Source organism: Pseudomonas sp. S2_B07 (assembly GCF_054668435.1).
Genome location: NZ_CP162769.1, coordinates 1,087,280 through 1,112,635 on the forward strand (window position 1 = coordinate 1,087,280; position 25,356 = coordinate 1,112,635).

Consider the following 25,356-nt stretch of genomic DNA (forward strand, 5'->3'; position numbering starts at 1 on the left):
AGCCGCCGGAAAAACACAATCGAGGCGGTGATTGATGAGGTATCTGGCAAACTCCCACGGTGCCTTCGTCCAGAGCAGCCATTACCCATGCTTTTTGCCCTTGTCTCAAACGGTTCAACGCCCATGCCTGTAGACCCTCAGGTGATCGTTCCTTGGTGGAGTTTCACCAAGACCGTGCTCAGCGCCGCCGCGCTGTCGCTGGTGCGTGATGGCCTGTTCGACCTGGACGAGACACTGCCGGAAGGGCCGTTTACCTTGCGCCAAGTGTTGCGGCATGAAGCCGGGCTGGCGGATTACGCAGAGTTGGCGGAATACCACGCGGCCGTCGCAAGCAACGAAACACCGTGGCCCGCCGAGGAAATGCTGCGCCGGCTGGACGCGCCCCGGTTGCGCTACACGCCCGGTGACGGCTGGCGCTATTCGAACGTTGGCTACCTGTACGTAACGAAATTCATCGAACGCCTGAGCGGTCTTGCGCTGGAAGAAGCGTTGACCCGACTGGTTTTTTCACCCCTCGGTCTGTCAGGTGTACGCCTCGCCAAAACGCCCGCCGATCTGCAGGGCGTGAACATGGGCACCGCACCATCGTACGACCCGGGCTGGGTTTATCACGGGCTGTTGGTTGGCCCGCTGGATCAAGCCGCTGTTTGTCTCGATCGTCTACTGGCCGGCCAGACGCTGCCGCCGGCGTTGCTGCGCGAGATGCAGACGGCTCGCACGCTTGGCGGGCCGATAGCCGGGCGTCCGTGGCTTGCGCCGGGTTACGCGCTTGGCCTGATGCAAGGCGCGGTCGAGGGTGGGCGGGTATTAAGCGGACACACCGGCGGCGGACCGGGCAGCGTGCTCGCGGTATATCGCTGCGGTGAAGATGACCACACCGCGAGTTGCGCGGTGTTTGCCGAAGGTTTCGCCGAAGGAGCGGTCGAGGCAGAAGCCGTGAGTCGCTTGCTGAACGCCGTCATTCAATAGACCGAATAATCGAGCGCTAATCGCTCAAACACCAGCCCGGATGAGTGGTCGTTCAATACGTAGGTGATGGGACTAACGTTATAAGTCCAGGCCGGGCAACCCGGCAATTCCAAGCGGTGAACTTCCATGGAAAAGATCGCCCGACAGTTAATCGAATCCGCAACACTGCGTATCACTGGCGCCGGTCTGGCATTAATCATCGGATTGAACAGTCCGATCACGGCCCATGCCGATGAGGCGTACGCTAAAAACTTGCTTAAGAGCATGTCCGACTATATGTCAGCGCAAAAAAACATATCGTTCAATTACGACACCGACTACGAAGTCACCACCAAAGAGAAGCAGAAACTTGCACTGTCCGCTTCCGGCACAACCGTCATCAGCCGGCCAGACAAGATACGCAATACTCGCGCCAGCGGATTTGTCGACATGGAAATACTGTTTGACGGAAAAACCCTGACCCTGTTTGGCAAAAACGTTAACGCGTATACGCAAGTGGAAGTGCCCGGCACCCTGGATAATTTGATTGATGTACTCAGGAAAAAATACGACCGACCTTTAGCCGGCGCCGATCTGTTCGTGTCCAACCCTCAAGCGTCCTTGATGACGGGCGTGAACGACATAAAAGACCTGGGCAGTGGCGTCATCAGTGGGGTCGAGTGCGATCACCTGGCGTTCAGAACCAAGGAAGTGGATTGGCAGATCTGGATCGCCCAAGGTGAGCGCCCCTACCCCTGCCGCTATGTCATCACCTCAAAACGGGTGGAGGGTGGGCCGCAGTTCAGCATTCGATTGAGTGACTGGAAGACCGGCAGTGAAGTGGCGGCTGACGACTTCACCTTCAACAACTCGACGAATGCGAAGAAAATCGACTTGAAGGACCTTCCTAATGGCGATGATTTGCCGAAGAACTTTGTGAAAGGACCCGCCAAATGAACCTTTTGATAAAGACAGGCGGGTTGCTGCTCGGCGGCCTGGTGCTGAGCGCCGCGCTAGAACTCGGTGAGACCCTGTCGATCCCCGGCGTACACAGTGTCATTTCCCCGGCCGAAGCCGTCGTTGGTCGCCCTCTCACCCCGGTCAGCGTTGCCGGCGTGGCGCGACGCAGTTCGCGGCGCGATTAATCGGGTTTATAACGGATCGCGATAACTTCAAACACATTGCCGGGCTGTAAAGCCCGGCAAGCATAAATACAACAACACGCACAAAACATATTACACCTTCAATCCTCTCACAAACTTATCAAACCTTGTTGCATCAACTTAACAGCTGCTTCAATCCCCTTACACCTTGAAAGTATAAATATTTAAGTGCGTTGACGGCCTCGCTAAACGCGCCTCTTATTAATGCCTGAGCGAAAACCATCGACTCTCGCACTCGGTATAAGTGCGCCATCGCCGAAAGGAAACTTATCATGTTCATTATCGACACCCCCTACAACACCACATCAAAACTGCGCAACCTGGCGAAAGAAAATGTACGAACCATTATTCGTTACTACAACTTCAGCAACTCGAGAACGTTCCCTGACAAGTGCTTGACGCTGATTGAGGCGCAATCAATCTGTGCACAAGGCATGAACATCGCCGTGGTGTTCCAACAGCGACAAAACAACGCCGACGACTTTTCCGAAATCAAAGGGTATGAGGCGGGACGCAGAGCTTACCGCTATGCCCACAACGACATCGGCCAACCTGACGGGTCAGGCATCTATTTTTCCGTCGACTTTGATGCCAGCGCCAACGAAATCACCAGCAACATCGTCCCGTATTTCCAGGGAGTGCAGCGGGCGTTCAACGAGGTTTCCGGCGGGCAGCCAGCTTATCGGGTCGGTGTCTATGGCTCGGGTGCCACCGCCAGCGCGTTGTCCAAAAGCAACTTGTGCTCACTGATCTGGCTGGCGATGTCTTCCGGGTTTCGTGGCACGAAGGAGGCGATAAAGAATGGCGCCTATCACATTCAGCAAAAAGCCCCGGCGGCGAAACTGGGCGGCCTGGACCTCGACTTCAACCTGATCAATCCCCAACACACCGACGACTTCGGGGCGTTCGTGCTTGCGGTCGAATCGTCGACCGATACGCTACCTCCAGTTGCCGCCACTCACGAAGTGATAGCGCGCACCAGTCTGAGGCTGCGTGGTGGCCCAGGAACCGAGTACAGCGTAGTGAGTAGCTTGAAGCCCGGTCAGCAAGTAATCGCCAAACCGGCCAACACCGAATGGTCCAGTATCGACCTTCAAGGTGATGGCCTGATCGATGGGTTTGCCGCGTCGGCCTTCCTGAAAGAGTTGAACTGAACACCTGCCAAGGTTTAGTTACTCGCCACCTGCGCCACGTTGCCGGAGGTCACCAACGCCTTCAGCGAAGCATCAAACTGCTTCAGCGCATTTACCTGCAATTCGGTTTGCCGGTCGATCTGCGCCGCAATGTCCGGCGCCGCTTTGCCGTGCACCCAAACCGAAGGCATTTGTTGGGCGCGTGAGCCTTCGGCCTGGCCGATGTACTGCAGGTTCGCATCGTAGAACTTGGCCATGAAACGCGCTTCGACCTGATTATTGCGCTTGGACACCAGGCGGCTGTAGGTGTCCAGCATCACCACCACGTCGGGGTGGGCTTGTACCAGTGCGTCGAGGTTGTCGTAGACCGTCACCGAACCGAACTGTTTTTGCAGCGAGCCCATGAGCCAGTTGATCGCAAGTTTCGGATCAGAGCTGTTGACGAACGCGCTGCTGATGCGCGAATCCAGCTGCGGGTTCTTCGCGCCGTTCATCGCCACCGCATGGTATTGCTCAAGGTATTGAAGGGTGTTGACGGTGTTTTCGCTGTAGAGCACGCCCACTGATTGGGCATGTTGCAGGCTGGCGGTGCTGTCGGCTACAGGGGGGAAATGGCAAGCCGGCTCAGCCGCGTAGGCCGGCACGGTGGCGGCGACGCTGCCGGTGAATACGGCGACAAAAGCCAGCAAGGTAGACATTCTCATCGCACAGGTTCCTTCAAAGGCGAATTCGGTATGTGGCTATCCTCCTCCCATGGCGAAAAAACAGAACTTGCATTCCTTGATGGTGATTATTGATTAAACCAATGGTTGGTCGATGGGCCTGGTCTACGCTGCTCTGATGCCCCTGTTTCCCCAACCACGGAGCCCAATCGTGCATCGGATGTCTACTAGCGCCCTCGCATTAACGCTGCTATTCACACTTTCAAATCCAGCCGCTGCGGACACCCCGGCCCTGAATGAAGCGCGCACCTTGGTCGCCAAAGCGCAGATGGGCAGCAACCTCCCGGCCATCGCCCTGTCGACGGCGCAGGGAACGGTGTCCTGGTCGGTGATTGCCGAGAAGCTGGGGGCTGACGACGCCAACCGCATCGTCTCCGAAGAAATCACCGCGTTACTACCCAAGTACCAGCCGGAATGGGACGAGAACCTGGCGCGGGCCTATGAGAAGTCGTTCTCCGAGGAAGAGCTGTCATCGCTGGTCGCCGATGGACCCGCATCGCAATACGTGGAAAAGGTCAAAGCCCAGCAAGCCACCGTCGGTGGAGAGATGCGTTCGACGTCAGAGCCGATTGTGGCGGCGCTGGTGACGGAAGCGCTGAAGGCGACCATGGAGAAACGCGTGCCGTGATACGCCCTTGTTACGTGGCTGATTCCGACGATCTCCACGCTGTTACCTTAGCGACCGTGTTGTCACTTCTGCGGGGCCTGGCCGGCCAATAGAGTAGTGCCTTCGGTGTGCAGGCACGGACGTTCGGCCCGGCTGCCCGCCGATCCCCCCATCACGGAAGAGGTGACACCATGAGTTTCGTCATTGTTGAAAAAAACCAGAGCAGCGTCCCGTCGGAAGCCGATCTGAAAAAGGCCATGTTCGAGTCCGACGGCACGCCGGTTGACGTGACCGGCGACAACGCCAGCCGAAAAATGACCTACACCGGCCTGGTCAATCACACGGTGTTCGAGAACAAGCTGATCGAGGTCGCCAAAGGCAAACGCACCAGCGGGAACTTCACCTTTGCTGACGCAACGGTGAGTGCGGCCGCGCACTGAGGCCACGGCGGGGCGGTCGAAAGGCCTCCCCGCTGTTTCATCGCTTGATACTCCGCCGTTACACGCGCTGTTACCTGCCGGGCTGGAACCGTGTTGATGAGCCCTCCGGCTGTAACGCCAAGACACTTCGCCGCCCCGCTCCGCCCGCCTACAGTGAAGCCGTCGATGTGCTCAATGAGCCATTGATTGCCCGACACACCACACCAAGGAATAGGGAAACCATGAGCAAATCCATTGCAGTAAGCGAGCATCAACAAACACTTCATGACAACGTGCAGGCCGCCATCAAATCGCTGCTGGCCGCTCCAACAGCCTTGAAAAGCACTGACTACGCCAAGGTCCTGACTTCGACGCTGGCGGCCACTCAAAAGTCGGTCAAAATCCAGATCGCCGCCGGCGACCTGACCACGCTGAAACAATCAGGCTACAAGTTGTGTTTCGCCAAGAAGGTCGGTAACGAAGCCTACAATGTGGTCTGGCAGTCCTATGTCCAATACCTGAGCAACAACACCTTTAGCTGGACCCCGCAGTATCAGCTGTTCGGTTCCAATACGTTCCAGGCGAACGTGCAAGTGGAAGTCTCGACCAACATCGTCACGATTGGTCTGGGTCAACAGTCAATACTCGACAATTCGGGGTTGATGGGCCCGGCGACGAGCGGCGGCCCTGACACGTCGATCACCCTGATCAACAATTACGGCAACATCCACCCGGGCGTCAGCCAATTGTCCACCGGCATCGATGGCAAGCAGGTCAGCACCCCGATCTACGTGGCCTCCAACCCAGTGGTCCGCGGCACTACGGCGCTGACCCCGATCGAAACCCTATTGGTGTGGTTCGAACAGAACGTGCAGACCAGCACCATGTTCAGCACGTCGCGCTCACAATCCGTCGAAATCGACCTGACGTTCGACAACAACGCCACCCGCCTCTACTCCGGAGGCAGCTGGACCGTCGTGTAAGCCCTGCAACCGGGGCAACCTTGCGGTTGCCCCGTCTATTCAAGCGTCACTGCCGCCACGGGCGAAATACCCCGTCAACGATTGGCAAATCGACTCCGCCAGATCCTCCTGCGTGGCGATGCCGTAAGGTCGATTACGATCAAACTGTTCTGACCAGCGAATCCGCCCCTGTGCGACATCAATCAAGCGCACCGAAGCCCGAACCCGGGTCGACTCAACCCGCACACTGCCCTCCAGTGAGTAATTGCCGCGCCCGGCCCGCACCAGGTCCGAGGCTTTGACGCTGCTGCGTGGCACCTTCATCAATACGTGATTGCCATGGCTTTGTGTCTGTTCGAACGATTCGAACAGCCTGCAGCTCAGCTCTTCACACAAGCCCCGGGCAAAGTCGTCGCCGTCGCGGGTGATGCAGGTGAACGGCTGAATCTGTAACACCGGGTGGCGCGCCGCGATCGCCTTGGGCCGAAGTCGTTGATAGGCGAGGCGATAACATCCAGCCGGAAGGCTCAGGTGTACCGGGTCTTGCTGACCGCTGGTGGCGTAATGCGCCGCAAGTTTGCGGCGCAATCGCCCCACCTGCACACGCACCACCGGATCGTCGCCAGTGCAGTAAATCGCCGGATCACGGCGAAACACCGCCAGGCCGATGGCATGCTCAGTGAGCGCAATGGTCGGATGTTGAAGGTCATGATCGACCAGGAAGCGCAGCAGATCGCCCATCCGCCTGGACTTGGCAAACACCGGACTGGCCAACAACTGCGCCAGCACCCGCTCCATTTCTTCACGATCAAGTGGCTCGGGAACACCCTCGGCACTCGAATGGCCAACGTGCTTGATTACCATTGCCTGCCTCCGTGCAGGTTATCGACAATCACTCACCACCTCTTTTGAGGTGGAATGGATACTGAAGTCGTACTCCTTGAACCTCTGCAATGCTCCCGCCGGGGAAGGCTCGGACGCTGCAAGGTCGAAGCTTAGCAGCCGTAACGCAACGGCGAGGAGATTGTGTCTGCTGCAACGCCGACCTTGTAGCCGGTGCCGAACGCAGGGTCGGCAGCGGCTACAGGGATCGTATCTGATCCGTAGTTTTCTGCAGGTTCTGTCTCTGTACCGCAACCCGCGCCGGTCCGACAATGACCAGCGGACCACTACAGTTTGTTAATATCCACGCGCATTTTTCGTCTGATACATCAGCCGCCCAAGATTTCACGTCGCTACACAGGATTTTCCCCCATGAGTACGTTGTATACCCGTCGCACTGTCCTGCGCGGCATGAGCCTGTTGAGCCTCGGCCTGCTGACCGGTTGTGATGACAGCAGCAAACTGTCGTTCAAGTACGGCAAGGACCTCAGCGACAAGATCATGGGCCGGACCTTCAAGCTCAAGGACGTCGATGGCGAAACCCGGATGCTGACCAGCTATCGCGGGATGATGCCGATGATTTTCTTCGGTTTCACTCAATGCCCGGCCGTGTGCCCGACCACCCTGGCCCGCGCCGCCCAAGCGAAAAAACTGATGGGCCGCGATGGCGAAAAGCTCCAGGTGATCTTCATCACCCTCGACCCTGAACGCGACACGCCGCAGATGCTCGACAAATACGTCAAATCCTTCGACCCGACGTTCGAGGCGCTGCACGGCACGCTGGAAGAAACCGCCGCCACCGCCAAGGAATTTGGCGTGTTCTTTGAAAAAGTCCCGAACGGTGACAGCTACACCCTCTCCCACACCGCGACCAGTTACGTCTTCGACTCCCGGGGCAACTTGCGCCTGGGCCTGTCCGCGTCCCTTACCGCCCAAGAGTGCGCAGAAGACCTGCTCACCGTCATGGAGGTCTGCTAATGACTGCCACATCCTTCAAACGCATCAAACAACTGGCTCTGGGCCTGTCGCTGATAGGCCTGGCGTTCCAGGCGTCGGCGCAAACCGAAGTCCACGACGCCTGGGTCCGCGCGACCGTTGCCGGCCAACCGTCGACCGGCGCCTTCATGACCGTGCAAGCTGACAGCGACAGCACCCTGGTAAGCGTTCAGTCCCCGGTGGCAAAAACGGTACAGATTCACCAAATGAGCATGAAAGACGATGTGATGAAAATGGGCATGGTCGAATCCGTCGCGCTGCCGGCCGGCAAGCCTGTGACCTTGGATCCCCACGGCTACCACGTGATGCTGATTGACCTGGCCGCCCAGGTGAAGGAAGGCGATAAAGTCCCGCTGACCCTGACCGTGAAAAACGCCAAGGGCGAGCAAGAAACCATCGAAGTGCAAGCCGAAGCGCGGGCACTCGGCACGATGGATCACAGCAAGATGCATTAAGGCCCCGGCCTGATGGCTGCAGCGGATCAACAATCGAATTGAACCCTGCGGCCCATCGCGTTTTCGAAACCCTATAGCGCCGAACTTCGACGAAGTCAGGCGCCATTGGAGAGGAAATCCCGATGAACACCCGACTTCTGCTTCTGCTCGCCTGCCTCAGCCCCACGCTGGCCATGGCTGAAAGCTGCGACGTCCTGACCCGCTCCCAAAGCCCTTCCGTGCCGGTGGTTGAATCCCATAGCTGCTATGAGTACGACGGCATGCCCGTCAACGCCATCGACTGGTCGTGCAGCAACGAAAGCAAGGACATGCTGACCAGCACCAAGAAAAAGGTCGAGCAGTGCGCCGATCACTACCAGGCCACCTGCATTGCCACACTGACCCAGGAATCGTTGGCCAACCCGCACTCCACCAGCAAGGACAAAAACAGCACCTCGCTGAATATCCCCGATAACGCGCAAGTTACGACGTACTACTACAGTGCCGAACACCTGAGTCAGGCAAAGATTGACTGTGAATCGGGCGGCGGGCACTGGAAAGCGCACTAGCCATTCGACACGCCTCCCGCCAAACCCGCTGCCCAGGCGGGTTCGGGCGCTCTGCCTCAGTTATTTATACTCAAATGCCAGCTTAATAATATTTTACCGATACCAGGGTGATCCCTAGTCTTGACCCCAAGAGATGGCAGGCCATTAGCGACCTGAATCCCACTTCGAAGGGTAAAGAGATGACCACAGAAAAAACAAAAACAGACACGCTGATCGTTGGCGCCGGTCAGGCTGGCGTGGCCATGAGTGAACACCTGAGCAAACTCGGCGTGCCGCACCTGGTGCTGGAGCGCAACCGCATTGCCGAGCGCTGGCGCACCGGGCGTTGGGATTCGCTGGTGGCCAACGGTCCGGCGTGGCACGACCGCTTTCCAGGCATGGAATTCGATGACCTGAGCCCCGACGGCTTTGCCCCGAAAGAACGTGTCGCCGATTACTTCGAAGCCTACGCCAAGAAATTCAACGCCCCGGTGCGCACCGGCGTGGACGTGCTGAGCGTCAAGCGCAATGTCGGCCGCCCAGGCTTCACCATTGAAACCTCCGACGGCGTGATTGAAGCCAACCGTGTGGTGGCGGCCACCGGGCCGTTCCAGAAACCGGTGATTCCGCCCATCGCGCCAAAAGATCAGCCGTTCATTCAGATCCACTCGGCCGATTACCGCAACCCCGAGCAACTGCCGGAAGGCGCTGTGCTGGTGGTGGGTGCCGGTTCGTCGGGCGTGCAGATCGCCGATGAACTGCAGCGTTCGGGCAAGCAGGTTTACCTCTCGGTCGGTGCACACGACCGCCCGCCTCGCGCTTATCGCAACCGGGATTTCTGCTGGTGGCTGGGCGTGCTCGGCGAGTGGGATCAGGCGGCGATGAAACCCGGCCGGGAACATGTGACCATCGCGGTCAGCGGTGCCCATGGCGGCAAAACTGTCGACTTCCGTGGCCTCGCCCATCGCGGCATGACCCTGGTCGGCCTGACCCAATCGTTCAATGGCGGCGTGGCGACGTTCCAGCCAAACCTGGCCGAGAACCTGGCGCGCGGTGACGAAAACTATCTGGCGCTGCTCAACGCTGCCGATGCCTACATCGAGCGCAACGGCCTGGACCTGCCGGAAGAACCTGAAGCGCGCATGACCTTCCCTGATCCAGCGTGCGTGACGAATCCAATTCTTGAGCTCGACCTGGTCAAGGCCGGCGTGACCTCGATCATCTGGGCCACCGGTTTTGCCACCGATTACAGCTGGCTCAAGGTGGATGCTTTCGACGACAACGGCAAGCCGCAGCATCAGCGCGGTGTGTCGAGCGAGCCCGGGGTTTATTTCCTCGGACTGCCGTGGCAGTCGCGTCGTGGGTCTTCGTTCATCTGGGGCGTTTGGCACGACGCGAAATACGTGGCCGATCACATCGCCATCCAGCGGTCGTACCTCGACTACCACGACGCGGCGCAGCGTCAGGCTGAAGCCGTGCCGGTCGCCCATAAAACCACTGTCAGCGCTTAAGACTTTTTTCAGGAGCTTCACATGGCCACGCCAACCCATACCCGTATTCGCATGTTCAACACCAAGGAAACCTACCCGAACCAGAGCCTGGACAATGATTTGTGCCAAGCCGTGCGGGCCGGTAATACCGTTTATGTTCGTGGCCAGGTCGGCACTGATTTCGAAGGCAAACTGGTCGGATTGGGTGACCCGCGTGCGCAGGCCGAGCAGGCGATGCGCAACGTCAAGCAGTTGCTGGAAGAGGCTGGCAGCGACCTGAGCCACATCGTTAAAACCACGACTTACCTGATTGATCCGCGGTATCGCGAGCCGGTTTATCAGGAAGTGGGCAAGTGGCTGAAGGGCGTGTTTCCGATTTCGACCGGGTTGGTGGTGTCGGCACTGGGGCAGCCGCAGTGGTTGATGGAGATTGATGTGATTGCGGTGATTCCTGAGTAAGCAGGTACACCGAGTCGCGGCCATCGCAGGCAAGCCAGCTCCCGCAGGTTTATCGTCGCACACAATTCTGTGGCCACTGAAGATCCCTGTGGGAGCGGCGGTGCGACGATTCGACTTGCCCCAGACACCTCAATAGCCAAGGGTTAACCAAGGAGCAAAACCATGACCTTCTCCATCGCCGCCCGTTGCCCCGAAACCGGTCAGTTCGGCATCGCAATCAGTTCCTCCAGCATCGCCGTCGGCGCCCGTTGCCCCTGGCTGCTGCCGGGTGTCGGCGCGGTCTCGACGCAAAACATCACCCTTCCCTCGCTTGGCCCCGAAACCCTGGCCCTGATGGAGCAAGGCCTCGCACCGGCCGAGGCGCTGGACAAAGTCCTGACCCGCAACGGCTACAGCCAGTATCGGCAAATCACCGCCATCGACCACCTCGGCCGCACCGCGCATTTCAGCGGCGCGCAGACCCTGGGCAATCACAACGCGGTGTCCGGTGAACACTGCGTGGCGGCCGGCAACATGCTCGCGGACCGCTCGGTGATCGAAGCGATGGTCGCAGCGTTCGAACATGGCGAAGGTCAATTGGCCGACCGCTTGCTCGCCGCGATGAAAGCCGCGATTGCCGCCGGCGGTGAAGCCGGGCCGGTGCATTCGGCGGCGATGATCGTCGTGGGTGAACTGACCTGGCCGATCATCAACCTGCGGGTCGACTGGGCCGACGAAAACCCTATCAGTGAGCTCGAGAAATTGTGGGACGCCTATCGCCCGCAGGTTCAGGACTACATCGACCGCGCCCTCGCCCCGGACAAATCCCCTGGCTACGGCGTCGCCGGAGACGACCGATGAGCCACAGCCGCGAGTTGTTGCAGACGCTGGTGGCATTCGACACCACCAGCCGCGAGTCCAACCTGCACCTGATCGAGTTCGTCCGCGATTACCTCGCGGGTTTCGACGTGCCGTGCGAACTGGTCTACAACGAGCAACGCAGCAAGGCCAATCTGTTCGCCACCCTCGGCCCGGCGGGCGTGCCGGGCATCGTGCTGTCGGGGCACACCGACGTGGTGCCCGTCGACGGCCAGCCGTGGACCGTTCCACCGTTCGAACTCACCGAACGCGACGGCAAACTCTACGGTCGCGGCACGGCGGACATGAAAGGCTACATCGCCTGCGTACTGGCCTTGGTGCCGTCGCTGGTGCAGGCCACGCTGCGCGTGCCGGTGCACATCGCGCTTTCTTATGATGAAGAAGTCGGCTGCCTGGGCGTGCGCTCGCTGCTGGCGGAACTGCAACAGCGTCCGGTCAAACCGATGCTCTGCATCATTGGTGAGCCGACCGAACTGAAACCGGTGCTCGGGCATAAAGGCAAACTGGCGATGCGTTGTGATGTTCACGGGCAAGCGTGCCATTCAGCGTACGCGCCGCAGGGGGTCAACGCGATTGAATACGCGGCTGAACTGATGGGTGAACTGGGGCGGATGGGTCATCGACTGAAGGCGCCGGAGCTTCACGATGCGCGGTTCGATCCGCCATTCAGCACCGTGCAAACCGGCGTGATTTCTGGCGGTAAAGCGTTGAACATCGTCCCCGCCGATTGTCGCTTCGACTTCGAAATCCGTGCCCTGCCCTCGTTTGATCCCAATGATGTGGCGCAGGAACTGAAGGCCTATGCCGAGCGACAGGTGTTGCCGCGCATGCGTGCCGTAAGTGAACAGAGTGAGATCCGCTTCAGCGAGTTGTCGGCGTACCCCGGTCTGGCGACCGATGCGCACAGTGAAGCGGCTGAGTTGATTGCCGCGTTCTCCGGCTCCCGAGAATTCGGCACCGTGGCCTTCGGCACCGAGGGCGGCCTGTTCGACGCAGCAGGCATCCCCACCGTCGTCTGCGGCCCCGGCAGCATGGACCAAGGCCACAAACCCGACGAATTCGTCAGCCTCCAACAACTCACCGCCTGCGATGCGATGCTGCAACGGATGCTGCAATCGATCAGCTAGCAAAGCATCCGAACACACCAGAAATCCCTGTGGGAGCGGGCTTGCCCGCGATGAGGGCCTGACAGTCAATATTGAGTTGGCTGACAGACTGCCATCGCGGGCAAGCCCGCTCCCACAGTATCGCGTCCGTAATACCCCCCCTGTTCGCCCCGGATTTCCAGCGACCAACCGGCATACATTTTTTAACGTCTATACCCACAATCTTACTAATTTATCTCTCCCCGCCCACCGCCCATCATCAACTCCAACAAGAAAAGCGTCGCCCCCATACGGCGCTCACCGAAGTACGTCCACGTACTCACATTGCCTTGGAGTTCGTCATGGTTACCGCTGCAACAACCTCCGCCCCGCTCATCGAGAAACACACCATCGGCTACGTGCCACCCGAAGATCGTCATGGCAAAACCCGCGACCTGTTCACCCTCTGGTTCGGCGGCAACATCGCGCCGCTGCCGATCGTCACCGGCGCCCTCGGCGTGCAAATGTTTCACCTGAACCTGGTGTGGGGCATCGTCGCCATTCTCGTCGGCCACCTGGTTGGCGGCGTGCTGATGGCGCTGCATTCGGCGCAAGGCCCGCAGATGGGCATCCCGCAAATGATCCAGAGCCGCGCCCAGTTCGGCTCCCTCGGTGCGCTGCTGGTGGTGCTGATCGCCGGCGTCATGTACATCGGCTTCTTCGCCTCCAACATCGTCCTCGCTGGCAAGTCCCTGCATGGCGTGGTCGACAGCGTGCCGGTGCCCGTCGGCATTGTCATCGGTGCGCTCGGTTCCGGCATCATCGGCATCATCGGTTACCGCTTCATCCACGTGCTCAACCGCATCGGCACCTGGGTGCTCGGCGCCGGCATCGTGCTCGGCTTCGGCTACATCTTCACCCACGTACAAACCGCCGACTTCCTCACCCGTGGCAGCTTCAACCTGTCCGGCTGGCTCGCCACCGTTTCGCTCGCCGCGCTCTGGCAAATCGCCTTCGCGCCGTACGTCTCCGACTACTCGCGCTACCTGCCGGCCAACGTACCGGTCGCCGCCACGTTCTGGACCACTTACCTGGGCACCGTGCTCGGCTCCAGCCTCTCGTTCATCTTCGGCGCCGTCGCCGTCCTCGCCACGCCCGTCGGCATGGACACCATGGACGCGGTCAAACTCGCCACCGGCTCCATCGGCCCGCTGATGCTCGTGCTGTTCCTGCTCAGCGTCATCAGCCACAACGCCCTCAACCTCTACGGCGCCGTGCTGTCGCTGATCACCCTGGTGCAAACCTTCGCCTACCGCTGGATCCCCACCGCCAAAAGCCGCGCCGTGCTCTCGGTCATCGTCCTCGCCGCGTGCTGCTTCGCCGCCGTTGGCGCCTCCGCCAACTTCATCGGCCACTTCGTCGACATGGTCCTGGTGCTGCTCGTGGTGCTGGTGCCGTGGACCGCGATCAACCTGATCGACTTCTATGCGATTCACAAAGGTCAGTACGACATCAACTCGATCTTCAAGGTCGACGGCGGGATCTACGGTCGGTACAACCCGCAGGCGCTGCTGGCGTATGCAATCGGGATCGTGGTGCAGATTCCGTTCATGAACACGCCGCTGTATGTCGGGCCTATTTCCGAACACATCAACGGCGCAGACCTTTCCTGGCTGGTGGGCCTGCTGATCACCTCACCGCTCTACTACTGGCTGGCCAGCCGCGACAGCGCCTACAAGCGTCGCCTCTCCACCGGAAAACTGGCCACCTCCCTCTAACTATCCCCACAATCCCTGTGGGAGCGAGCTTGCTCGCGATGAGGCCCTGACAGTCAATTCTGAATTGCCTGACAGACCACCATCGCGAGCAACCCCGCTTAACCAAAAATTAAATGAACCCCGCCCACCGCAGCTCACCTAACTGAATGACTATCAGGAGGGTGAGCAATGCAAACCGAAACAATCTGGATCGTACTCGTGGCAGTGCTTCTGCTGATCGAGCTATGGGCCATCAACCGAGTCCGAAAAGCCCAAGGCAAATCCAGCAACAAACTCTTGTGGATCGTCGTGATCGTCTTCGTGCCACTGATCGGCGTCGTGGCATGGGCACTGACCGGCCCCAAACACACCGAACACAACCCGCACTCGCCTCAAGCCAGGCAATGACATCAAAGGATCAAAGCCTCGATGATTCGGGGCTTTGTCGTTTCTGGCCATCCGAAAATCGTGTAGGAAACCACCCTCTGTGGCGAGGGAGCTTGCTCCCGCTGGGCAGCGAAGCCGCCCCACCCTTCACCGCGTTTTTAAACACACCCACATCCTGTAGCAGCTGGCGAAGTCTGCGTCCGGCTACACAGCAGCCGTAAATCCAACGAGCAAGGTACACAGACACTTAAACACGTTCTGATTTAACGCCAGTAACCCCGCCGGAAGCTCTGCCTCCGACATCAACCAATAACCCGCTTTCGGTCCTACAACCCCGTTTGCAGGCACCAAAATCTTCGCTTAAAGTTCGACCCGTCACTGACGACCATCAGAGACAGGGTTTCGCAGCCCTAAAAGAAGATCAGCAAATACCGTCAGACATGACACAGCCGGTTTCTGTCTGTGAATGGATTTTGACGACTTTGACTCATTTTTTAGGACTATATGCATGTCAACCCAGAACCCGCCCCGCCGCTTCACCCCAATGTCCCAACTCGCCACCAACTACCCCGTCCTGCTCATCGACAGCGATGCCCCACTGCGCGAACTCCACAACTGCGTCAGCGAACGCCTCAGCGCCGTCCTCAAATACCTCAACCTCACGGCCTGCACCAGCCTCCCCGACTACGCCGAAAATGACATCAACACCGTCACCAACATCGCCCGAATCCTGATCCAGGATGTGAGTGATGTGTTTCGGGTGATTGAGCAACGCGGGTTTGAGGCACCAAAGAATTAGTAATAAGAGCTAAGCCCAAAAAAACCCGCACCGAGTTGCGGGTTTTTTATTTCATTCCCCCTGTCGAGTTAGCGAGAGGATGGTCTGCTCTATCAGCGCGGCTGACTTTGTTCGCGCGCCATAACATCGAAATCTAACGCTGCCAGCATCGGCGTCCTTTTGGCAGCCAGCACTCATGTTAATATGCCACCACCCAATCATAATCAATGAAGTACACCCGCATGGACGCCACACCCCACCCTTTCAGCCTTTTTTCACTGCTGACCGCTGCTTTGATCCTCTCTGGATGCCAAGCGACAAAGCCCGCGTCCGCTCAAACCACAACACCTGAGGTCCAGCCGGGCCTGGCGGTTTTCAAGAGTGTGATACTCGAGAAACCCGAGCCGAATTCGATCGTGCGAGAGGGAGACCGGATCACCTATTTAGTGGCTTCGTCCCCAAGTCCGGAACGCCACTATCTGGCACGTTTCGACGCCAACTGCAGCGAGCCCGATGCGCAAATGGCTTACCGCAGCAAAGGGGGAATGTCTCGATTCTCCGACAACCCGAGGGGGCGTTCGCAGGAGTCCTGGCAATTACCGGCTGAACAAAAGAGCCAGTATCTGCAAAGTGCGCAGTTGAAGCAGGTGTGTGCCCAGACCGCACCTCCTCAATGGCGCATGTTCTCTGCCCCCGAGCATCAGGATTGGCAGATGATCGACCGCAGCAGCCTGAACGTGAAAGGTGATGAGGTGACTTTCTGGACAGCTCGGGTACTGCCCGGCGAGAGCTTGGTGCCCGGCAAAAACGTCTTGTATGGGCAGGTACGCCAGCGGTGGACAGCCAATTGCGCCTTGCAACAACTGACCGCGTTAAGCCATTTCTACCTGGATACTCACAGTCGTGTGCTCGCTGGCAGCGTGCAGACAGATCTCAAAGCCATCGGCTCGCAAAGCCTCACAGCCGATGAGCGTCAGTTGGTTCAGGTGGCCTGTAGCAAACCGCAATCGCTGGACCAATACAAACCATTTGAAGGGCGCGAACAGTCGCCCTTCGAATCACCGGTCCCTGTCGTTGCCGCCCCGGTGTTGAAGGCCATCGAGGCATTGAATATGCCCAAACCGGAGAAAAGCATTCAGCAGCTACGCCGGGCGTTCAAAGACAACTCCGAGCCAAGACAGTATTCCGATGAAGCGGTACGGCTCAACGGGCGTGACTCGACATACCTTTTGGGCGGGGCGGGTAATCAACTGACGGAGCGTTATGAAGACCGACGCGGTCAGTGGGTCAAAGCCACGTTCCGAGGACTGATTACCCTGGCTGAAAGTGAATTCAGCAATCGTGCAGGAGAGATAACGATTGAGGATAAGGCGCTGACGAACCTCAGCTTCGAAGGCGATTGGGCGCACATGCCGGTCGGCGCCCTCCTGCGATACACGGCGCAGGATATGCAGATGCTTTATACCAACGGCGGGAAAGGTCCCAGAGCCTTGGTGCCGGTCGACAACCGATTCAGCTGTGAGGTGCAGTCGCAGAAACCCGCCAGCGCGTATCACCCGAGTTTGACCGGGACTGCCAAGCTACTCAGCTGCACCCAAGATACCTACCAATACGGCACCAACATTTACGTCTACCTCGAAACGTATGGAATGTTTGTGCCGTTCCAATACGTCACACGGAACGTGCAGGGCGAATGGACGATCGAGGTTGTAAAAATTTGAGCTGACTGGCCGTTCGAAATAAGGGAACAGATCTGTGTATTCAAATAGATCTGTCACCTTTTCCGTCGTCACCTTTTCCGTCTGCGGACGCAGCCTTCGGCAGCTGCTACAGGGTTGCGTCCGTTTTGAGATTAGAAGTTGGCTGGCGTGTTGGCGCTGATGATTTCCGCTTCATCCTGGCCGATGTTGCGAAACTTGTGCGGCAGGGTTGTCGGGAAGTAGTAGCCGTCGCCGGCGTTGAGCACACTGATTTGGCCGTCCACGGTCAACTCAACCGTCCCCCGCGTAACCAACCCACACTCCTCGCCTTCCGAGTGCACAATCGGCTCTTCCCCCGAGCTCGCCCCAGGCGCGTACTGCTCACGCAACAACCGCATCTGCCGGCTCGGCACCGAAGCGCCAATCAGCAGCAACCGCAGCCCATGACGGCCGAGATCCGGCTGTTCGTTGGCGCGGAACACGTATTGGTGCTCACGCGGCGGCTGATCAAAGGTAAAGAAGTCCGCCAAAGACATGGGAATGCCTTCGAGCAGTTTTTTGAGCGAGCTGACGGAGGGACTGACGCGATTTTGTTCGATCAGGGAGATGGTGGCATTGGTGACGCCGCTACGCCGGGCCAGCTCGCGCTGGGACAGTTTGTAGCTTTCGCGTACTAGTTTGAGTCGTGAGCCCGTGTCCATGACAGCCTTATGCGAAGAATACTTAAGGGTTATGGGGGTGGATGGCGGGCGACTTTTGGCCGCGAAAGTACCGCTTCCCTGTCCCGGAAATGTGAAAGGCGGGTATTAAATCACGTTTGGTGGTGTTGCTCAGCAGGTTCGATGAATGGGTGGGTGAAAAGGTTGTTTGGGCCTGAAATCAGGGTGTTTGGTTGGGGTTGATGGTGGCTGGTCGGGCCTCATCGCGGGCAAGCCCGCTCCCACAGGGTTCTGTGGCGACCGCAAAACTTGTGATCGACCGGGATCAACTTGTGGGAGCGGGCAAGCCCGCTCCCGCAGGTTTTGCAGCGTTTATCAGATCCCGAACCGATCGCGCAGCGCGTAGTACGCGGCGCCCATGGCGGTGAGCGGGGCCTGGAAGGTGCGGCCGCCGATCATTGGCATGTGCGGTAGCGAAGCGAATGCGTCGAAGCGTTCGGCGTCGCCGCGGATCATTTCCGAGATCAGTTTGCCGGCCAGGTGCGAGCAGGTGACGCCGTGGCCGCTGTAGCCTTGCATGTAGTAGGCGTTTTTCTCGATGCGGCCGAACTGCGGCATGCGCGACATGGTCAGCAGGAAGTTGCCGGTCCAGCGGTAGTCGATTTTCACGTCCTTGAGTTGCGGGAAGGTCTTGAGGATTTTCGGGCGGATCAGTTGTTCAATGTCGTCCGGTTCGCGGGCGCCGTAGACCACACCGCCGCCGTACAGCAAACGGTTGTCGGCGGTGAGGCGGTAGTAGTCGAGCAGGTAGTTGCAGTCTTCGACGCAGTAGTTGTTTTTGATCAGGCTGCGCGCAACCTTTTCCGACAACGGTTCGGTGACGACGATTTGCGAGCCGCACGGCATGCTTTTGCTGGTCACGCGATTGTCGAGGCCCTGCGGCAGGTAGGCGTTACCGGCGATCAGCAGGTACTTGGCCTTCACCACGCCTTTGGCGGTGCGCACGGTAATCGGTTCGCCGTAGGTGATTTCTACCGCGGCCGATTGTTCATAGATTTTGCCGCCCAGGCCGATGATGGCCGAGGCTTCGCCGAGGGCCAGGTTCAGCGGGTGAATATGGCCGCCCTGCATGTCCAGCAGGCCGCCGACGTAGGCATCGGAACCGACTTCGCGCTTGATGTCCGCCGCGTCGAGCATTTTCAGGTTTTTGTTGCCGTAGCGTTCCCAGCTGCTTTTCTGCTCGGCCAGGCCTTTGAGCTGCTTCTTGTTCATCGCGGCAAAGATGCCGCCGGGCTTGTAGTCGCACTGGATGTCGTAGTGCTGTATGCGCTGACGAATGATGTCGGCGCCTTCGAAGATCATGCTGCCGAGGACTTCAGCGGTTTTGTCGCCGTAGCGTTCTTCGATGACATCGACGTCGCGGCTGTAGGAGTTGACCAGTTGGCCGCCGTTGCGACCGCTGGCGCCGAAACCGACTTTGGCGGCTTCGAGGACGGTCACGCTGTAGCCCGCTTCCGCGAGGAACAGGGCCGAGGACAGACCGGTGTAACCGGCGCCGATGATGCAGACGTCGCAGTCCACCGCTTGTTCGAGCACCGGGAAGTCGCCGGTGAAGTTACGGGTGGCGGCGTAGTAGCTGTTTACGTGGGTTTGTTTCACAGAATCTTGTTTCATAGCGTTCTCCGATGGCCACCGGCAGCGTGCCGGCGACCGTCGCTTTTTTTATAGGTATTAGAGCTTGATCCAGGTCGCTTTGAGCTCGGTGTATTTGTCGAACGCGTGCAGCGATTTGTCCCGACCGTTACCCGACTGCTTGTACCCGCCGAACGGCGCGGTCATGTCGCCACCGTCGTACTGGTTGACCCAGACGCTGCCGGCGCGCAAGCCGCGCGCGAAGGTGTGGGCCTTGCTCAGGTTGCTGGTCCAGACGCCAGCGGCCAGGCCGAAGATGCTGTCGTTGGCAATCGCCAGCGCTTCTTCAGCGGTGTCGAAGGTGATCAGCGACAGCACCGGGCCGAAGATTTCTTCGCGGGCGATGGTCATGGCGTTGGTCACACCGTCGAAAATCGCCGGTTCCACGTACAGGCCACCGGTGCTTTCGAGGGTGCGGCTGCCGCCCGCGATCAGTTGCGCGCCCTGGTCTTTACCGACCTGGATGTAACGCAACACGTTGTCCAGTTGACGCTGGTCGACGACCGCGCCGACGGTGGTTTCCGGGTCCAGTGCGTGCCCCGGTTTCCAGGCTTGCAGCGCTTCCACCAACAGTGGAATGAACTGCTCGCGAATCGAACGCTCCACCAGCAGGCGCGAGCCCGCGGTGCAGACTTCGCCCTGGTTGAAGGCAATCGCGCCGGCTGCTGCTTGTGCGGCGGCGCGCAGGTCTGGCGCGTCGGCGAACACCACGTTCGGGCTCTTGCCGCCGGCTTCGAGCCAGACGCGTTTCATGTTGCTTTGCCCGGCGTAGATCATCAGTTGCTTGGCAATCGCGGTCGAGCCGGTGAAGGCCAGCACGTCGACGTCCATGTGCAACGCCAGCGCCTTGCCGACCGTGTGGCCGTAGCCCGGTAGAACGTTGAACACGCCTTTCGGAATGCCGGCGTCCAGCGCCAGTTGCGCAATGCGAATGGCGGTGAGCGGCGACTTTTCCGATGGCTTGAGGATGAACGAGTTGCCGGCAGCCAGTGCCGGGGCGAACTTCCAGCTGGCCATGATCAACGGGAAGTTCCACGGCACGATGGCCGCGACCACGCCCGCAGGTTCACGGGTGATGAGGCCGAGTTGGTCGTGCGGGGTGGCGGCGACTTCGTCGTAGATCTTGTCGATGGCTTCGGCGCTCCAGCGGATCGCGTTGGCGGTCGCTGGAATGTCGATGTTCATCGAGTCGTTGATCGGCTTGCCCATGTCGAGGGTTTCGAGCAGGGCGAGTTCTTCCTGGTTGGCCAGGATCAGGTCGGCAAAGCGAATCAGGGTGCGCTTGCGCTCGGCCGGGGCGAGGTTGGCCCAGATGCCGGATTCAAACGTGCGGCGCGCGACGGCGACGGCCGCATTGGCGTCGGCTTCGTCGGTGCTGGCGACGTTGGCCAGGAAGCGGCCGTCGACCGGGCTCATGCACTCAAAGGTGTCGCCGCTGAGTGCCGGGCAGTATTGGCCGTCGATGAATGCACGGGCTTCGATGGTGAGGGACTGGAAGCGTTGTTCCCAGTCGCTGCGAGTGTTTGTCATGGTTGTGACTCGACGCAGAGGAATAAGTATTTGTTGGGTATCAGTACACCGCAGATCCCTGTGGCAGCGGGTTTGCCCGCGATAGCGACGGGTCAGGCGACATCAATGGAGACTGTGATGACGCCATCGCGGGCAGCCCGCTCCCACAAGGTTTGGCGGTGCACACAGGTTTTGTGTACACCCCCTCACCCGGGTTTTGCCCCATCAAACCGTGTGCAGGTACCAGTTGTACTCAAGGTCGGAGATGGAGTTCTCGAACTCGGCCAGCTCGCTTTCCTTGCACGCCACGAACACGTCGATGTACAGCGGGTCGATGTAACGGGCCATGACTTCGCTGTCGTCCAGCTCGCGCAGTGCATCGCGCAGGTTGTTCGGCAGGCTCTGCTCGTTCTGCTCGTAGCTGTTGCCTTCCACCGGGGCGCCCGGCTCGATCTGGTTGGTCAGGCCGTGGTGAATACCGGCCAGCACCGAGGCCATCAACAGGTACGGGTTGGCGTCGGCACCCGCAACGCGGTGTTCGATTCGCACCGAGTCCGGCGAACCGGTTGGCACACGCACCGCCACGGTACGGTTGTCGATGCCCCAGCTCGGGGAGTTCGGCACGTAGAACTGCGCACCAAAACGACGGTACGAGTTGACGTTCGGGCAGAGGAACGCCATCTGCGCCGGCAGGGTCTCGAGCACACCGCCGATCGCGTGTCGCAGCGCGGCGTTCTGCTCGGGATCCTCGCTGGCAAAGATGTTGTTGCCTTCTTTGTCGAGAATCGAAATGTGCACGTGCAAACCGTTGCCCGCCTGACCCGGATAGGGCTTGGCCATAAACGTGGTGTCCATCTCGTGGTCGTAGGCGATGTTCTTCACCAGACGCTTGAGCAACACCGCGTAGTCGCAGGCCTTGATCGGGTCGGAGACGTGATGCAGGTTGACTTCGAACTGCGCCGGGGCGCTTTCCTTGACGATGGCGTCGGCAGGAATGCCCTGCTCTTTCGCGCCTTCGAGGATGTCTTGCAGACAGTCGACGTATTCGTCGAGGTCGTCGATCAGATACACCTGGGTCGACACCGGACGCTTGCCCGATACCGGCGAACGTGGCGATTGTGGACGACCGTTCACGTTGTCCTGGTCGATCAGATAAAACTCGAGTTCGAAGGCTGCGCAGATGGTCAGGCCCAGGTCATCGAACTTGCGCACGATATTGGCCAACACTTCTCGCGGGTCGGCAAAGAACGGCTGGCCTTCGAGTTCGTGCATGGTCATCAGCAATTGAGCGGTTGGGCGCTTCTGCCACGGCTCAATGCTGAGGGTGCCGGGGATGGGGAAGCAGATTCGGTCAGAGTCGCCGATGTCCAGACCCAGGCCGGTGCTTTCCACCGTGGAACCGTTGATGTCCAGAGCAAACAGGGACGCCGGCAGGTTAATGCCTTTTTCGTAGACCTTATGAAGACTGGTGCGCTCGATGCGCTTGCCGCGCACCACGCCGTTCATATCCGCAATCAGAAGGTCGACGTACAAAACCTCAGGATATTTCTTAAGGAATGCGTTTGCTTCGTTGAGTTGAACGGCACGCAGAGGGACCGACATGATGCACCTATTTTTTAGCTGTTAATTATTATGTTCACTACCCTTTCACGAGCCCAGTCAACCCGAACGGCAAAGTGAAGTCAATAGCGAACACTTGCCCCTTCAACCTTTATTTTCGGGCCTTTTTAGGGGACGAGAGTGCCAGATCAGCCTTGGGCACCGCGTAAATGCTGAGGATCAGACGTGCGGCGTTTAGAATTTTTTACATGAGAGTTGTTAATTAAAATCAACAAGGCTAAGCTCCGGAAAAGCTCGTTCAAGTGTGAAACTTCGAGGTGATAAAAATGGCATTCAAGCCATTGATCGGCGTTACTGCATGCGTCAAACAGATTGGCCTGCACCCCTACCACATCAGCGGCGACAAGTACTTGCGTGCTGTCAGCGTCGCGGCGCTGGGGCTGCCTGTGGTCATCCCTTCCTTAGGCGAATTGACTGAAATCGAAGATGTGCTCGCCCATCTCGACGGTCTGCTGCTGACCGGCTCCCCTTCGAATGTGGAACCTTTCCACTATCAAGGCCCGGCCAGCGCTCCCGGCACGGATCACGATCCGGCGCGGGATGCCACGACCCTTCCTTTATTACGTGCGGCCATTGCGGCTGGCGTGCCGGTGCTCGGCATCTGCCGGGGCTTCCAGGAAATGAACGTGGCGTTTGGTGGCAGCCTGCACCAGAAGGTCCACGAACTGCCGGGCATGCTCGACCACCGCGAAGCGGACAGTCCTGAGCTGGCGGTGCAATACGCACCGGCGCATGCGGTGACCGTGCAACCGGGCGGTGTGTTCGAAGCGCTGGAGTTGCCAGTCGAGTTCAGGGTCAATTCGATTCACAGCCAGGGCATCGACAGACTCGCCCCCGGCCTGCGTGCCGAAGCGATTGCGCCGGACGGTTTGATCGAGGCGATCTCGGTGGAGCACAGCCCGACGTTTGCCGTCGGCGTGCAATGGCACCCGGAATGGCAGGTGCTCACCCATCCTCCTTACTTGAGTATTTTCCAGGCGTTCGGCGATGCGTGCCGGCGACGGGCCGCGCTGCGTAAAAGCCGCTGACTCAAGACACAAACAACCGATTACTGCCCCCGCGAGTCAGACGGGCGTGCCTTCGCGCGCCCGCCCCTCGCGACAGCAACACACTGCGATAACAACAAGTACTACCAGGCAGCCAGGACGGCGGCGCCGAATAAGCCCAGGCCGGGCGATACCAGTGAAGCAGGTGAAAATCCCTGTGGGAGCGGGCTTGCCCGCGAATGCGGTGTATCAGGTAACGATGATGTCGCCTGACACACCGCCATCGCGGGCAAGCCCGCTCCCACAGGGGGGCACTGCCGAATTCACTGACTTCGCACGGCTCAGGCTTGCAATCAACTATTAAGTCAGGCCGCGTTGGCCCGACGACTGAAACCTGTTGGGAGTTTCACATGGCAAACGCCTCCAGCATTTACAGGAAGGCTCTTGAAGGTCACCAGACATCGAAAAAGGTGTTGGTGAAAGTCGACCGCGTCACCAAGAAATTCGACGAAACCTGCGCAGTAGACGATGTCTCGCTCGAGATTCATCAAGGCGAAATCTTCGCCCTGCTCGGCGGTTCCGGTTCCGGCAAATCGACCCTGCTGCGCATGCTCGCAGGCTTCGAGCGCCCGACCGAGGGGCGGATTTTCCTCGACGGCGTGGACATCACCGACATGCCGCCGTACGAGCGGCCGATCAACATGATGTTCCAGTCGTACGCCTTGTTCCCGCACATGACCGTGGCGCAGAACATTGCCTTCGGCCTCAAGCAGGACCGTTTGCCCGCCAGCGAAATCGACGCCCGCGTTGAAGAAATGCTGCGCCTGGTGCACATGACCCAATACGCCAAGCGCAAACCGCATCAACTGTCCGGCGGTCAGCGTCAGCGTGTGGCCCTCGCCCGCTCCCTGGCCAAGCGTCCAAAGCTGTTGCTGCTCGACGAACCGATGGGTGCACTGGATAAAAAACTGCGTTCGCAGATGCAACTGGAGCTGGTTGAAATCATCGAGCGCGTCGGCGTGACGTGCGTGATGGTGACCCACGACCAGGAAGAGGCCATGACCATGGCCCAGCGCATCGCAATCATGCACCTGGGCTGGATCGCGCAAATCGGCAGCCCGGTCGACATCTATGAAGCACCGGTCAGCCGCATGGTCTGCGAGTTCATCGGCAACGTGAACGCCTTCGACGGCACCGTGGTGGAAGACCTTGAAGGTCACGCGATCATCCACAGCCCGGACCTCGAGCAGAAGATTTACGTCGGTCACGGCGTCAGCACCTCGGTGCAGGACAAGTCGATCACCTACGCCATCCGCCCGGAAAAAATGCTGCTCAGCACGGTCAAGCCCGAGAACCGCTACAACTGGTCCCAAGGCAAAGTGCATGACATCGCCTACCTCGGCGGTCACTCGGTGTTCTACGTTGAATTGCCAAGCGGCAAAGTCGTGCAGTCGTTCATGGCCAACGCCGAACGCCGTGGCGCGCGTCCGACCTGGGATGACACCGTCTATGTGTGGTGGGAAGACGACAGCGGCGTGGTACTGCGCTCATGAAAACACTCA

Annotated in this window: 26 protein-coding genes; 20 read left to right on the plus strand and 6 right to left on the minus strand. The window is 59.2% G+C overall.

Translation table 11 applies throughout. The annotated features are described in order from the left end of the window. The first annotated feature begins 87 nt into the window (after window positions 1–87). The 4 genes from AB4N43_RS04950 to AB4N43_RS04965 all read left to right on the plus strand — a co-directional run bounded on the left by AB4N43_RS04950 (window position 88) and on the right by AB4N43_RS04965 (window position 3,265). Entirely contained in the window at window positions 88–969 is an 882-nt protein-coding gene (locus AB4N43_RS04950; protein ID WP_460153370.1) for a serine hydrolase domain-containing protein, read from the plus strand. Between the two features lie 126 nt (window positions 970–1,095). Next, window positions 1,096–1,905, plus strand: a complete 810-nt coding sequence (locus tag AB4N43_RS04955) for a DUF2092 domain-containing protein (RefSeq protein WP_027925301.1) — start codon at window positions 1,096–1,098, stop codon at window positions 1,903–1,905. After that, window positions 1,902–2,093, plus strand: a complete 192-nt coding sequence (locus AB4N43_RS04960; protein WP_027925300.1) for a hypothetical protein — start codon at window positions 1,902–1,904, stop codon at window positions 2,091–2,093. Before AB4N43_RS04955 ends, AB4N43_RS04960 begins: the two co-directional genes overlap by 4 nt. A 290-nt stretch (window positions 2,094–2,383) precedes the next feature. Further along, complete coding sequence (locus AB4N43_RS04965; RefSeq protein ID WP_460153372.1) at window positions 2,384–3,265, plus strand: glycoside hydrolase domain-containing protein; 882 nt, start codon at window positions 2,384–2,386, stop codon at window positions 3,263–3,265. A 14-nt stretch (window positions 3,266–3,279) separates the two neighbouring features. Here the strand turns inward: AB4N43_RS04965 and AB4N43_RS04970 are convergent, their stop codons facing one another. Continuing rightward, window positions 3,280–3,948 (minus strand): ATPase, encoded by a 669-nt coding sequence (locus AB4N43_RS04970; protein ID WP_460153374.1) that lies wholly within the window; start codon window positions 3,946–3,948, stop codon window positions 3,280–3,282. A 178-nt stretch (window positions 3,949–4,126) separates the two neighbouring features. On the opposite strand from AB4N43_RS04970, the gene AB4N43_RS04975 reads away from it, so the two are divergent. The 3 genes from AB4N43_RS04975 to AB4N43_RS04985 all read left to right on the plus strand — a co-directional run bounded on the left by AB4N43_RS04975 (window position 4,127) and on the right by AB4N43_RS04985 (window position 5,975). Continuing rightward, window positions 4,127–4,594, plus strand: a complete 468-nt coding sequence (locus AB4N43_RS04975) for a hypothetical protein (protein WP_460153375.1) — start codon at window positions 4,127–4,129, stop codon at window positions 4,592–4,594. 170 nt (window positions 4,595–4,764) lie between these two features. Beyond that, entirely contained in the window at window positions 4,765–5,013 is a 249-nt protein-coding gene (locus tag AB4N43_RS04980) for a hypothetical protein (RefSeq protein WP_460153376.1), read from the plus strand. 221 nt (window positions 5,014–5,234) lie between these two features. Then, window positions 5,235–5,975 (plus strand): hypothetical protein, encoded by a 741-nt coding sequence (locus AB4N43_RS04985; RefSeq protein ID WP_460153378.1) that lies wholly within the window; start codon window positions 5,235–5,237, stop codon window positions 5,973–5,975. A gap of 39 nt (window positions 5,976–6,014) precedes the next feature. Here AB4N43_RS04985 and AB4N43_RS04990 read toward each other — a convergent pair whose 3' ends face one another. Continuing rightward, complete coding sequence (locus AB4N43_RS04990; RefSeq protein ID WP_027925295.1) at window positions 6,015–6,818, minus strand: membrane protein; 804 nt, start codon at window positions 6,816–6,818, stop codon at window positions 6,015–6,017. A gap of 390 nt (window positions 6,819–7,208) precedes the next feature. Between AB4N43_RS04990 and AB4N43_RS04995 the strand changes: the two genes are divergently transcribed. From AB4N43_RS04995 to AB4N43_RS05045, 11 genes are all read left to right on the plus strand, one after another. Then, entirely contained in the window at window positions 7,209–7,814 is a 606-nt protein-coding gene (locus tag AB4N43_RS04995; RefSeq protein WP_460153380.1) for an SCO family protein, read from the plus strand. Next, on the plus strand, window positions 7,814–8,287 hold the full coding sequence (locus AB4N43_RS05000) for a copper chaperone PCu(A)C (protein WP_410921959.1): 474 nt from the start codon (window positions 7,814–7,816) through the stop codon (window positions 8,285–8,287). Before AB4N43_RS04995 ends, AB4N43_RS05000 begins: the two co-directional genes overlap by 1 nt. Window positions 8,288–8,409: 122 nt before the next feature. Continuing rightward, the gene (locus AB4N43_RS05005) at window positions 8,410–8,835 is read left to right on the plus strand and encodes a hypothetical protein (RefSeq protein WP_027925292.1); all 426 of its coding nucleotides are present in this window, start codon (window positions 8,410–8,412) and stop codon (window positions 8,833–8,835) included. Window positions 8,836–8,978: 143 nt separating this feature from the next. After that, the gene (locus AB4N43_RS05010) at window positions 8,979–10,325 is read left to right on the plus strand and encodes a flavin-containing monooxygenase (protein ID WP_371258958.1); all 1,347 of its coding nucleotides are present in this window, start codon (window positions 8,979–8,981) and stop codon (window positions 10,323–10,325) included. A 21-nt stretch (window positions 10,326–10,346) separates the two neighbouring features. Continuing rightward, the gene (locus AB4N43_RS05015) at window positions 10,347–10,763 is read left to right on the plus strand and encodes a RidA family protein (protein WP_027925290.1); all 417 of its coding nucleotides are present in this window, start codon (window positions 10,347–10,349) and stop codon (window positions 10,761–10,763) included. 162 nt (window positions 10,764–10,925) lie between these two features. Beyond that, window positions 10,926–11,603, plus strand: a complete 678-nt coding sequence (locus tag AB4N43_RS05020) for a DUF1028 domain-containing protein (protein WP_460153383.1) — start codon at window positions 10,926–10,928, stop codon at window positions 11,601–11,603. Further along, window positions 11,600–12,748: an acetylornithine deacetylase gene (gene argE, locus AB4N43_RS05025; RefSeq protein ID WP_460153385.1), complete on the plus strand. Its 1,149-nt coding sequence runs from the start codon at window positions 11,600–11,602 to the stop codon at window positions 12,746–12,748. The genes AB4N43_RS05020 and argE overlap by 4 nt, the downstream gene beginning before the upstream one ends. A gap of 320 nt (window positions 12,749–13,068) precedes the next feature. After that, window positions 13,069–14,484: a purine-cytosine permease family protein gene (locus AB4N43_RS05030; protein WP_410921955.1), complete on the plus strand. Its 1,416-nt coding sequence runs from the start codon at window positions 13,069–13,071 to the stop codon at window positions 14,482–14,484. 168 nt (window positions 14,485–14,652) lie between these two features. Beyond that, the gene (locus tag AB4N43_RS05035; protein WP_027925286.1) at window positions 14,653–14,871 is read left to right on the plus strand and encodes a PLD nuclease N-terminal domain-containing protein; all 219 of its coding nucleotides are present in this window, start codon (window positions 14,653–14,655) and stop codon (window positions 14,869–14,871) included. A 487-nt stretch (window positions 14,872–15,358) separates the two neighbouring features. After that, window positions 15,359–15,649: a hypothetical protein gene (locus tag AB4N43_RS05040; protein ID WP_027925285.1), complete on the plus strand. Its 291-nt coding sequence runs from the start codon at window positions 15,359–15,361 to the stop codon at window positions 15,647–15,649. Between the two features lie 221 nt (window positions 15,650–15,870). Further along, the gene (locus AB4N43_RS05045) at window positions 15,871–17,349 is read left to right on the plus strand and encodes a hypothetical protein (protein ID WP_460153387.1); all 1,479 of its coding nucleotides are present in this window, start codon (window positions 15,871–15,873) and stop codon (window positions 17,347–17,349) included. Window positions 17,350–17,480: 131 nt separating this feature from the next. Here AB4N43_RS05045 and AB4N43_RS05050 read toward each other — a convergent pair whose 3' ends face one another. The 4 genes from AB4N43_RS05050 to AB4N43_RS05065 form a co-directional block, all read right to left on the minus strand. Continuing rightward, a complete protein-coding gene (locus tag AB4N43_RS05050; protein WP_007946335.1) occupies window positions 17,481–18,029 on the minus strand; it encodes a cupin domain-containing protein in 549 nt (182 codons plus the stop codon). A 333-nt stretch (window positions 18,030–18,362) separates the two neighbouring features. Then, window positions 18,363–19,646 carry an NAD(P)/FAD-dependent oxidoreductase gene (locus tag AB4N43_RS05055; protein WP_027925283.1) on the minus strand — a complete coding sequence of 428 codons (1,284 nt, stop codon included), beginning with the start codon at window positions 19,644–19,646 and terminating at the stop codon, window positions 18,363–18,365. A gap of 72 nt (window positions 19,647–19,718) precedes the next feature. Next, on the minus strand, window positions 19,719–21,209 hold the full coding sequence (locus tag AB4N43_RS05060; protein WP_059181066.1) for an aldehyde dehydrogenase: 1,491 nt from the start codon (window positions 21,207–21,209) through the stop codon (window positions 19,719–19,721). 204 nt (window positions 21,210–21,413) lie between these two features. Then, on the minus strand, window positions 21,414–22,790 hold the full coding sequence (locus AB4N43_RS05065) for a glutamine synthetase family protein (RefSeq protein ID WP_027925281.1): 1,377 nt from the start codon (window positions 22,788–22,790) through the stop codon (window positions 21,414–21,416). 284 nt (window positions 22,791–23,074) lie between these two features. On the opposite strand from AB4N43_RS05065, the gene AB4N43_RS05070 reads away from it, so the two are divergent. Further along, window positions 23,075–23,836 carry a gamma-glutamyl-gamma-aminobutyrate hydrolase family protein gene (locus AB4N43_RS05070; RefSeq protein ID WP_027925280.1) on the plus strand — a complete coding sequence of 254 codons (762 nt, stop codon included), beginning with the start codon at window positions 23,075–23,077 and terminating at the stop codon, window positions 23,834–23,836. Between the two features lie 368 nt (window positions 23,837–24,204). Beyond that, on the plus strand, window positions 24,205–25,347 hold the full coding sequence (potA, locus tag AB4N43_RS05075; RefSeq protein ID WP_027925279.1) for a polyamine ABC transporter ATP-binding protein: 1,143 nt from the start codon (window positions 24,205–24,207) through the stop codon (window positions 25,345–25,347). Window positions 25,348–25,356 lie beyond the last annotated feature (9 nt).

What these genes read in the sequence shown, in the direction of transcription:
- AB4N43_RS04950 (WP_460153370.1), top strand. Translation starts at nt 88, where the DNA reads ATGCTTTTTGCCCTTGTCTCAAACGGTTCAACGCCCATGCCTGTAGAC.
- AB4N43_RS04955 (WP_027925301.1), top strand. Translation starts at nt 1,096, where the DNA reads ATGGAAAAGATCGCCCGACAGTTAATCGAATCCGCAACACTGCGTATC.
- AB4N43_RS04960 (WP_027925300.1), top strand. Translation starts at nt 1,902, where the DNA reads ATGAACCTTTTGATAAAGACAGGCGGGTTGCTGCTCGGCGGCCTGGTG.
- AB4N43_RS04965 (WP_460153372.1), top strand. Translation starts at nt 2,384, where the DNA reads ATGTTCATTATCGACACCCCCTACAACACCACATCAAAACTGCGCAAC.
- AB4N43_RS04970 (WP_460153374.1), bottom strand. Translation starts at nt 3,948, where the DNA reads ATGAGAATGTCTACCTTGCTGGCTTTTGTCGCCGTATTCACCGGCAGC.
- AB4N43_RS04975 (WP_460153375.1), top strand. Translation starts at nt 4,127, where the DNA reads ATGTCTACTAGCGCCCTCGCATTAACGCTGCTATTCACACTTTCAAAT.
- AB4N43_RS04980 (WP_460153376.1), top strand. Translation starts at nt 4,765, where the DNA reads ATGAGTTTCGTCATTGTTGAAAAAAACCAGAGCAGCGTCCCGTCGGAA.
- AB4N43_RS04985 (WP_460153378.1), top strand. Translation starts at nt 5,235, where the DNA reads ATGAGCAAATCCATTGCAGTAAGCGAGCATCAACAAACACTTCATGAC.
- AB4N43_RS04990 (WP_027925295.1), bottom strand. Translation starts at nt 6,818, where the DNA reads ATGGTAATCAAGCACGTTGGCCATTCGAGTGCCGAGGGTGTTCCCGAG.
- AB4N43_RS04995 (WP_460153380.1), top strand. Translation starts at nt 7,209, where the DNA reads ATGAGTACGTTGTATACCCGTCGCACTGTCCTGCGCGGCATGAGCCTG.
- AB4N43_RS05000 (WP_410921959.1), top strand. Translation starts at nt 7,814, where the DNA reads ATGACTGCCACATCCTTCAAACGCATCAAACAACTGGCTCTGGGCCTG.
- AB4N43_RS05005 (WP_027925292.1), top strand. Translation starts at nt 8,410, where the DNA reads ATGAACACCCGACTTCTGCTTCTGCTCGCCTGCCTCAGCCCCACGCTG.
- AB4N43_RS05015 (WP_027925290.1), top strand. Translation starts at nt 10,347, where the DNA reads ATGGCCACGCCAACCCATACCCGTATTCGCATGTTCAACACCAAGGAA.
- AB4N43_RS05020 (WP_460153383.1), top strand. Translation starts at nt 10,926, where the DNA reads ATGACCTTCTCCATCGCCGCCCGTTGCCCCGAAACCGGTCAGTTCGGC.
- argE (WP_460153385.1), top strand. Translation starts at nt 11,600, where the DNA reads ATGAGCCACAGCCGCGAGTTGTTGCAGACGCTGGTGGCATTCGACACC.
- AB4N43_RS05030 (WP_410921955.1), top strand. Translation starts at nt 13,069, where the DNA reads ATGGTTACCGCTGCAACAACCTCCGCCCCGCTCATCGAGAAACACACC.
- AB4N43_RS05035 (WP_027925286.1), top strand. Translation starts at nt 14,653, where the DNA reads ATGCAAACCGAAACAATCTGGATCGTACTCGTGGCAGTGCTTCTGCTG.
- AB4N43_RS05040 (WP_027925285.1), top strand. Translation starts at nt 15,359, where the DNA reads ATGTCAACCCAGAACCCGCCCCGCCGCTTCACCCCAATGTCCCAACTC.
- AB4N43_RS05045 (WP_460153387.1), top strand. Translation starts at nt 15,871, where the DNA reads ATGGACGCCACACCCCACCCTTTCAGCCTTTTTTCACTGCTGACCGCT.
- AB4N43_RS05050 (WP_007946335.1), bottom strand. Translation starts at nt 18,029, where the DNA reads ATGGACACGGGCTCACGACTCAAACTAGTACGCGAAAGCTACAAACTG.
- AB4N43_RS05060 (WP_059181066.1), bottom strand. Translation starts at nt 21,209, where the DNA reads ATGACAAACACTCGCAGCGACTGGGAACAACGCTTCCAGTCCCTCACC.
- AB4N43_RS05065 (WP_027925281.1), bottom strand. Translation starts at nt 22,790, where the DNA reads ATGTCGGTCCCTCTGCGTGCCGTTCAACTCAACGAAGCAAACGCATTC.
- AB4N43_RS05070 (WP_027925280.1), top strand. Translation starts at nt 23,075, where the DNA reads ATGGCATTCAAGCCATTGATCGGCGTTACTGCATGCGTCAAACAGATT.
- potA (WP_027925279.1), top strand. Translation starts at nt 24,205, where the DNA reads ATGGCAAACGCCTCCAGCATTTACAGGAAGGCTCTTGAAGGTCACCAG.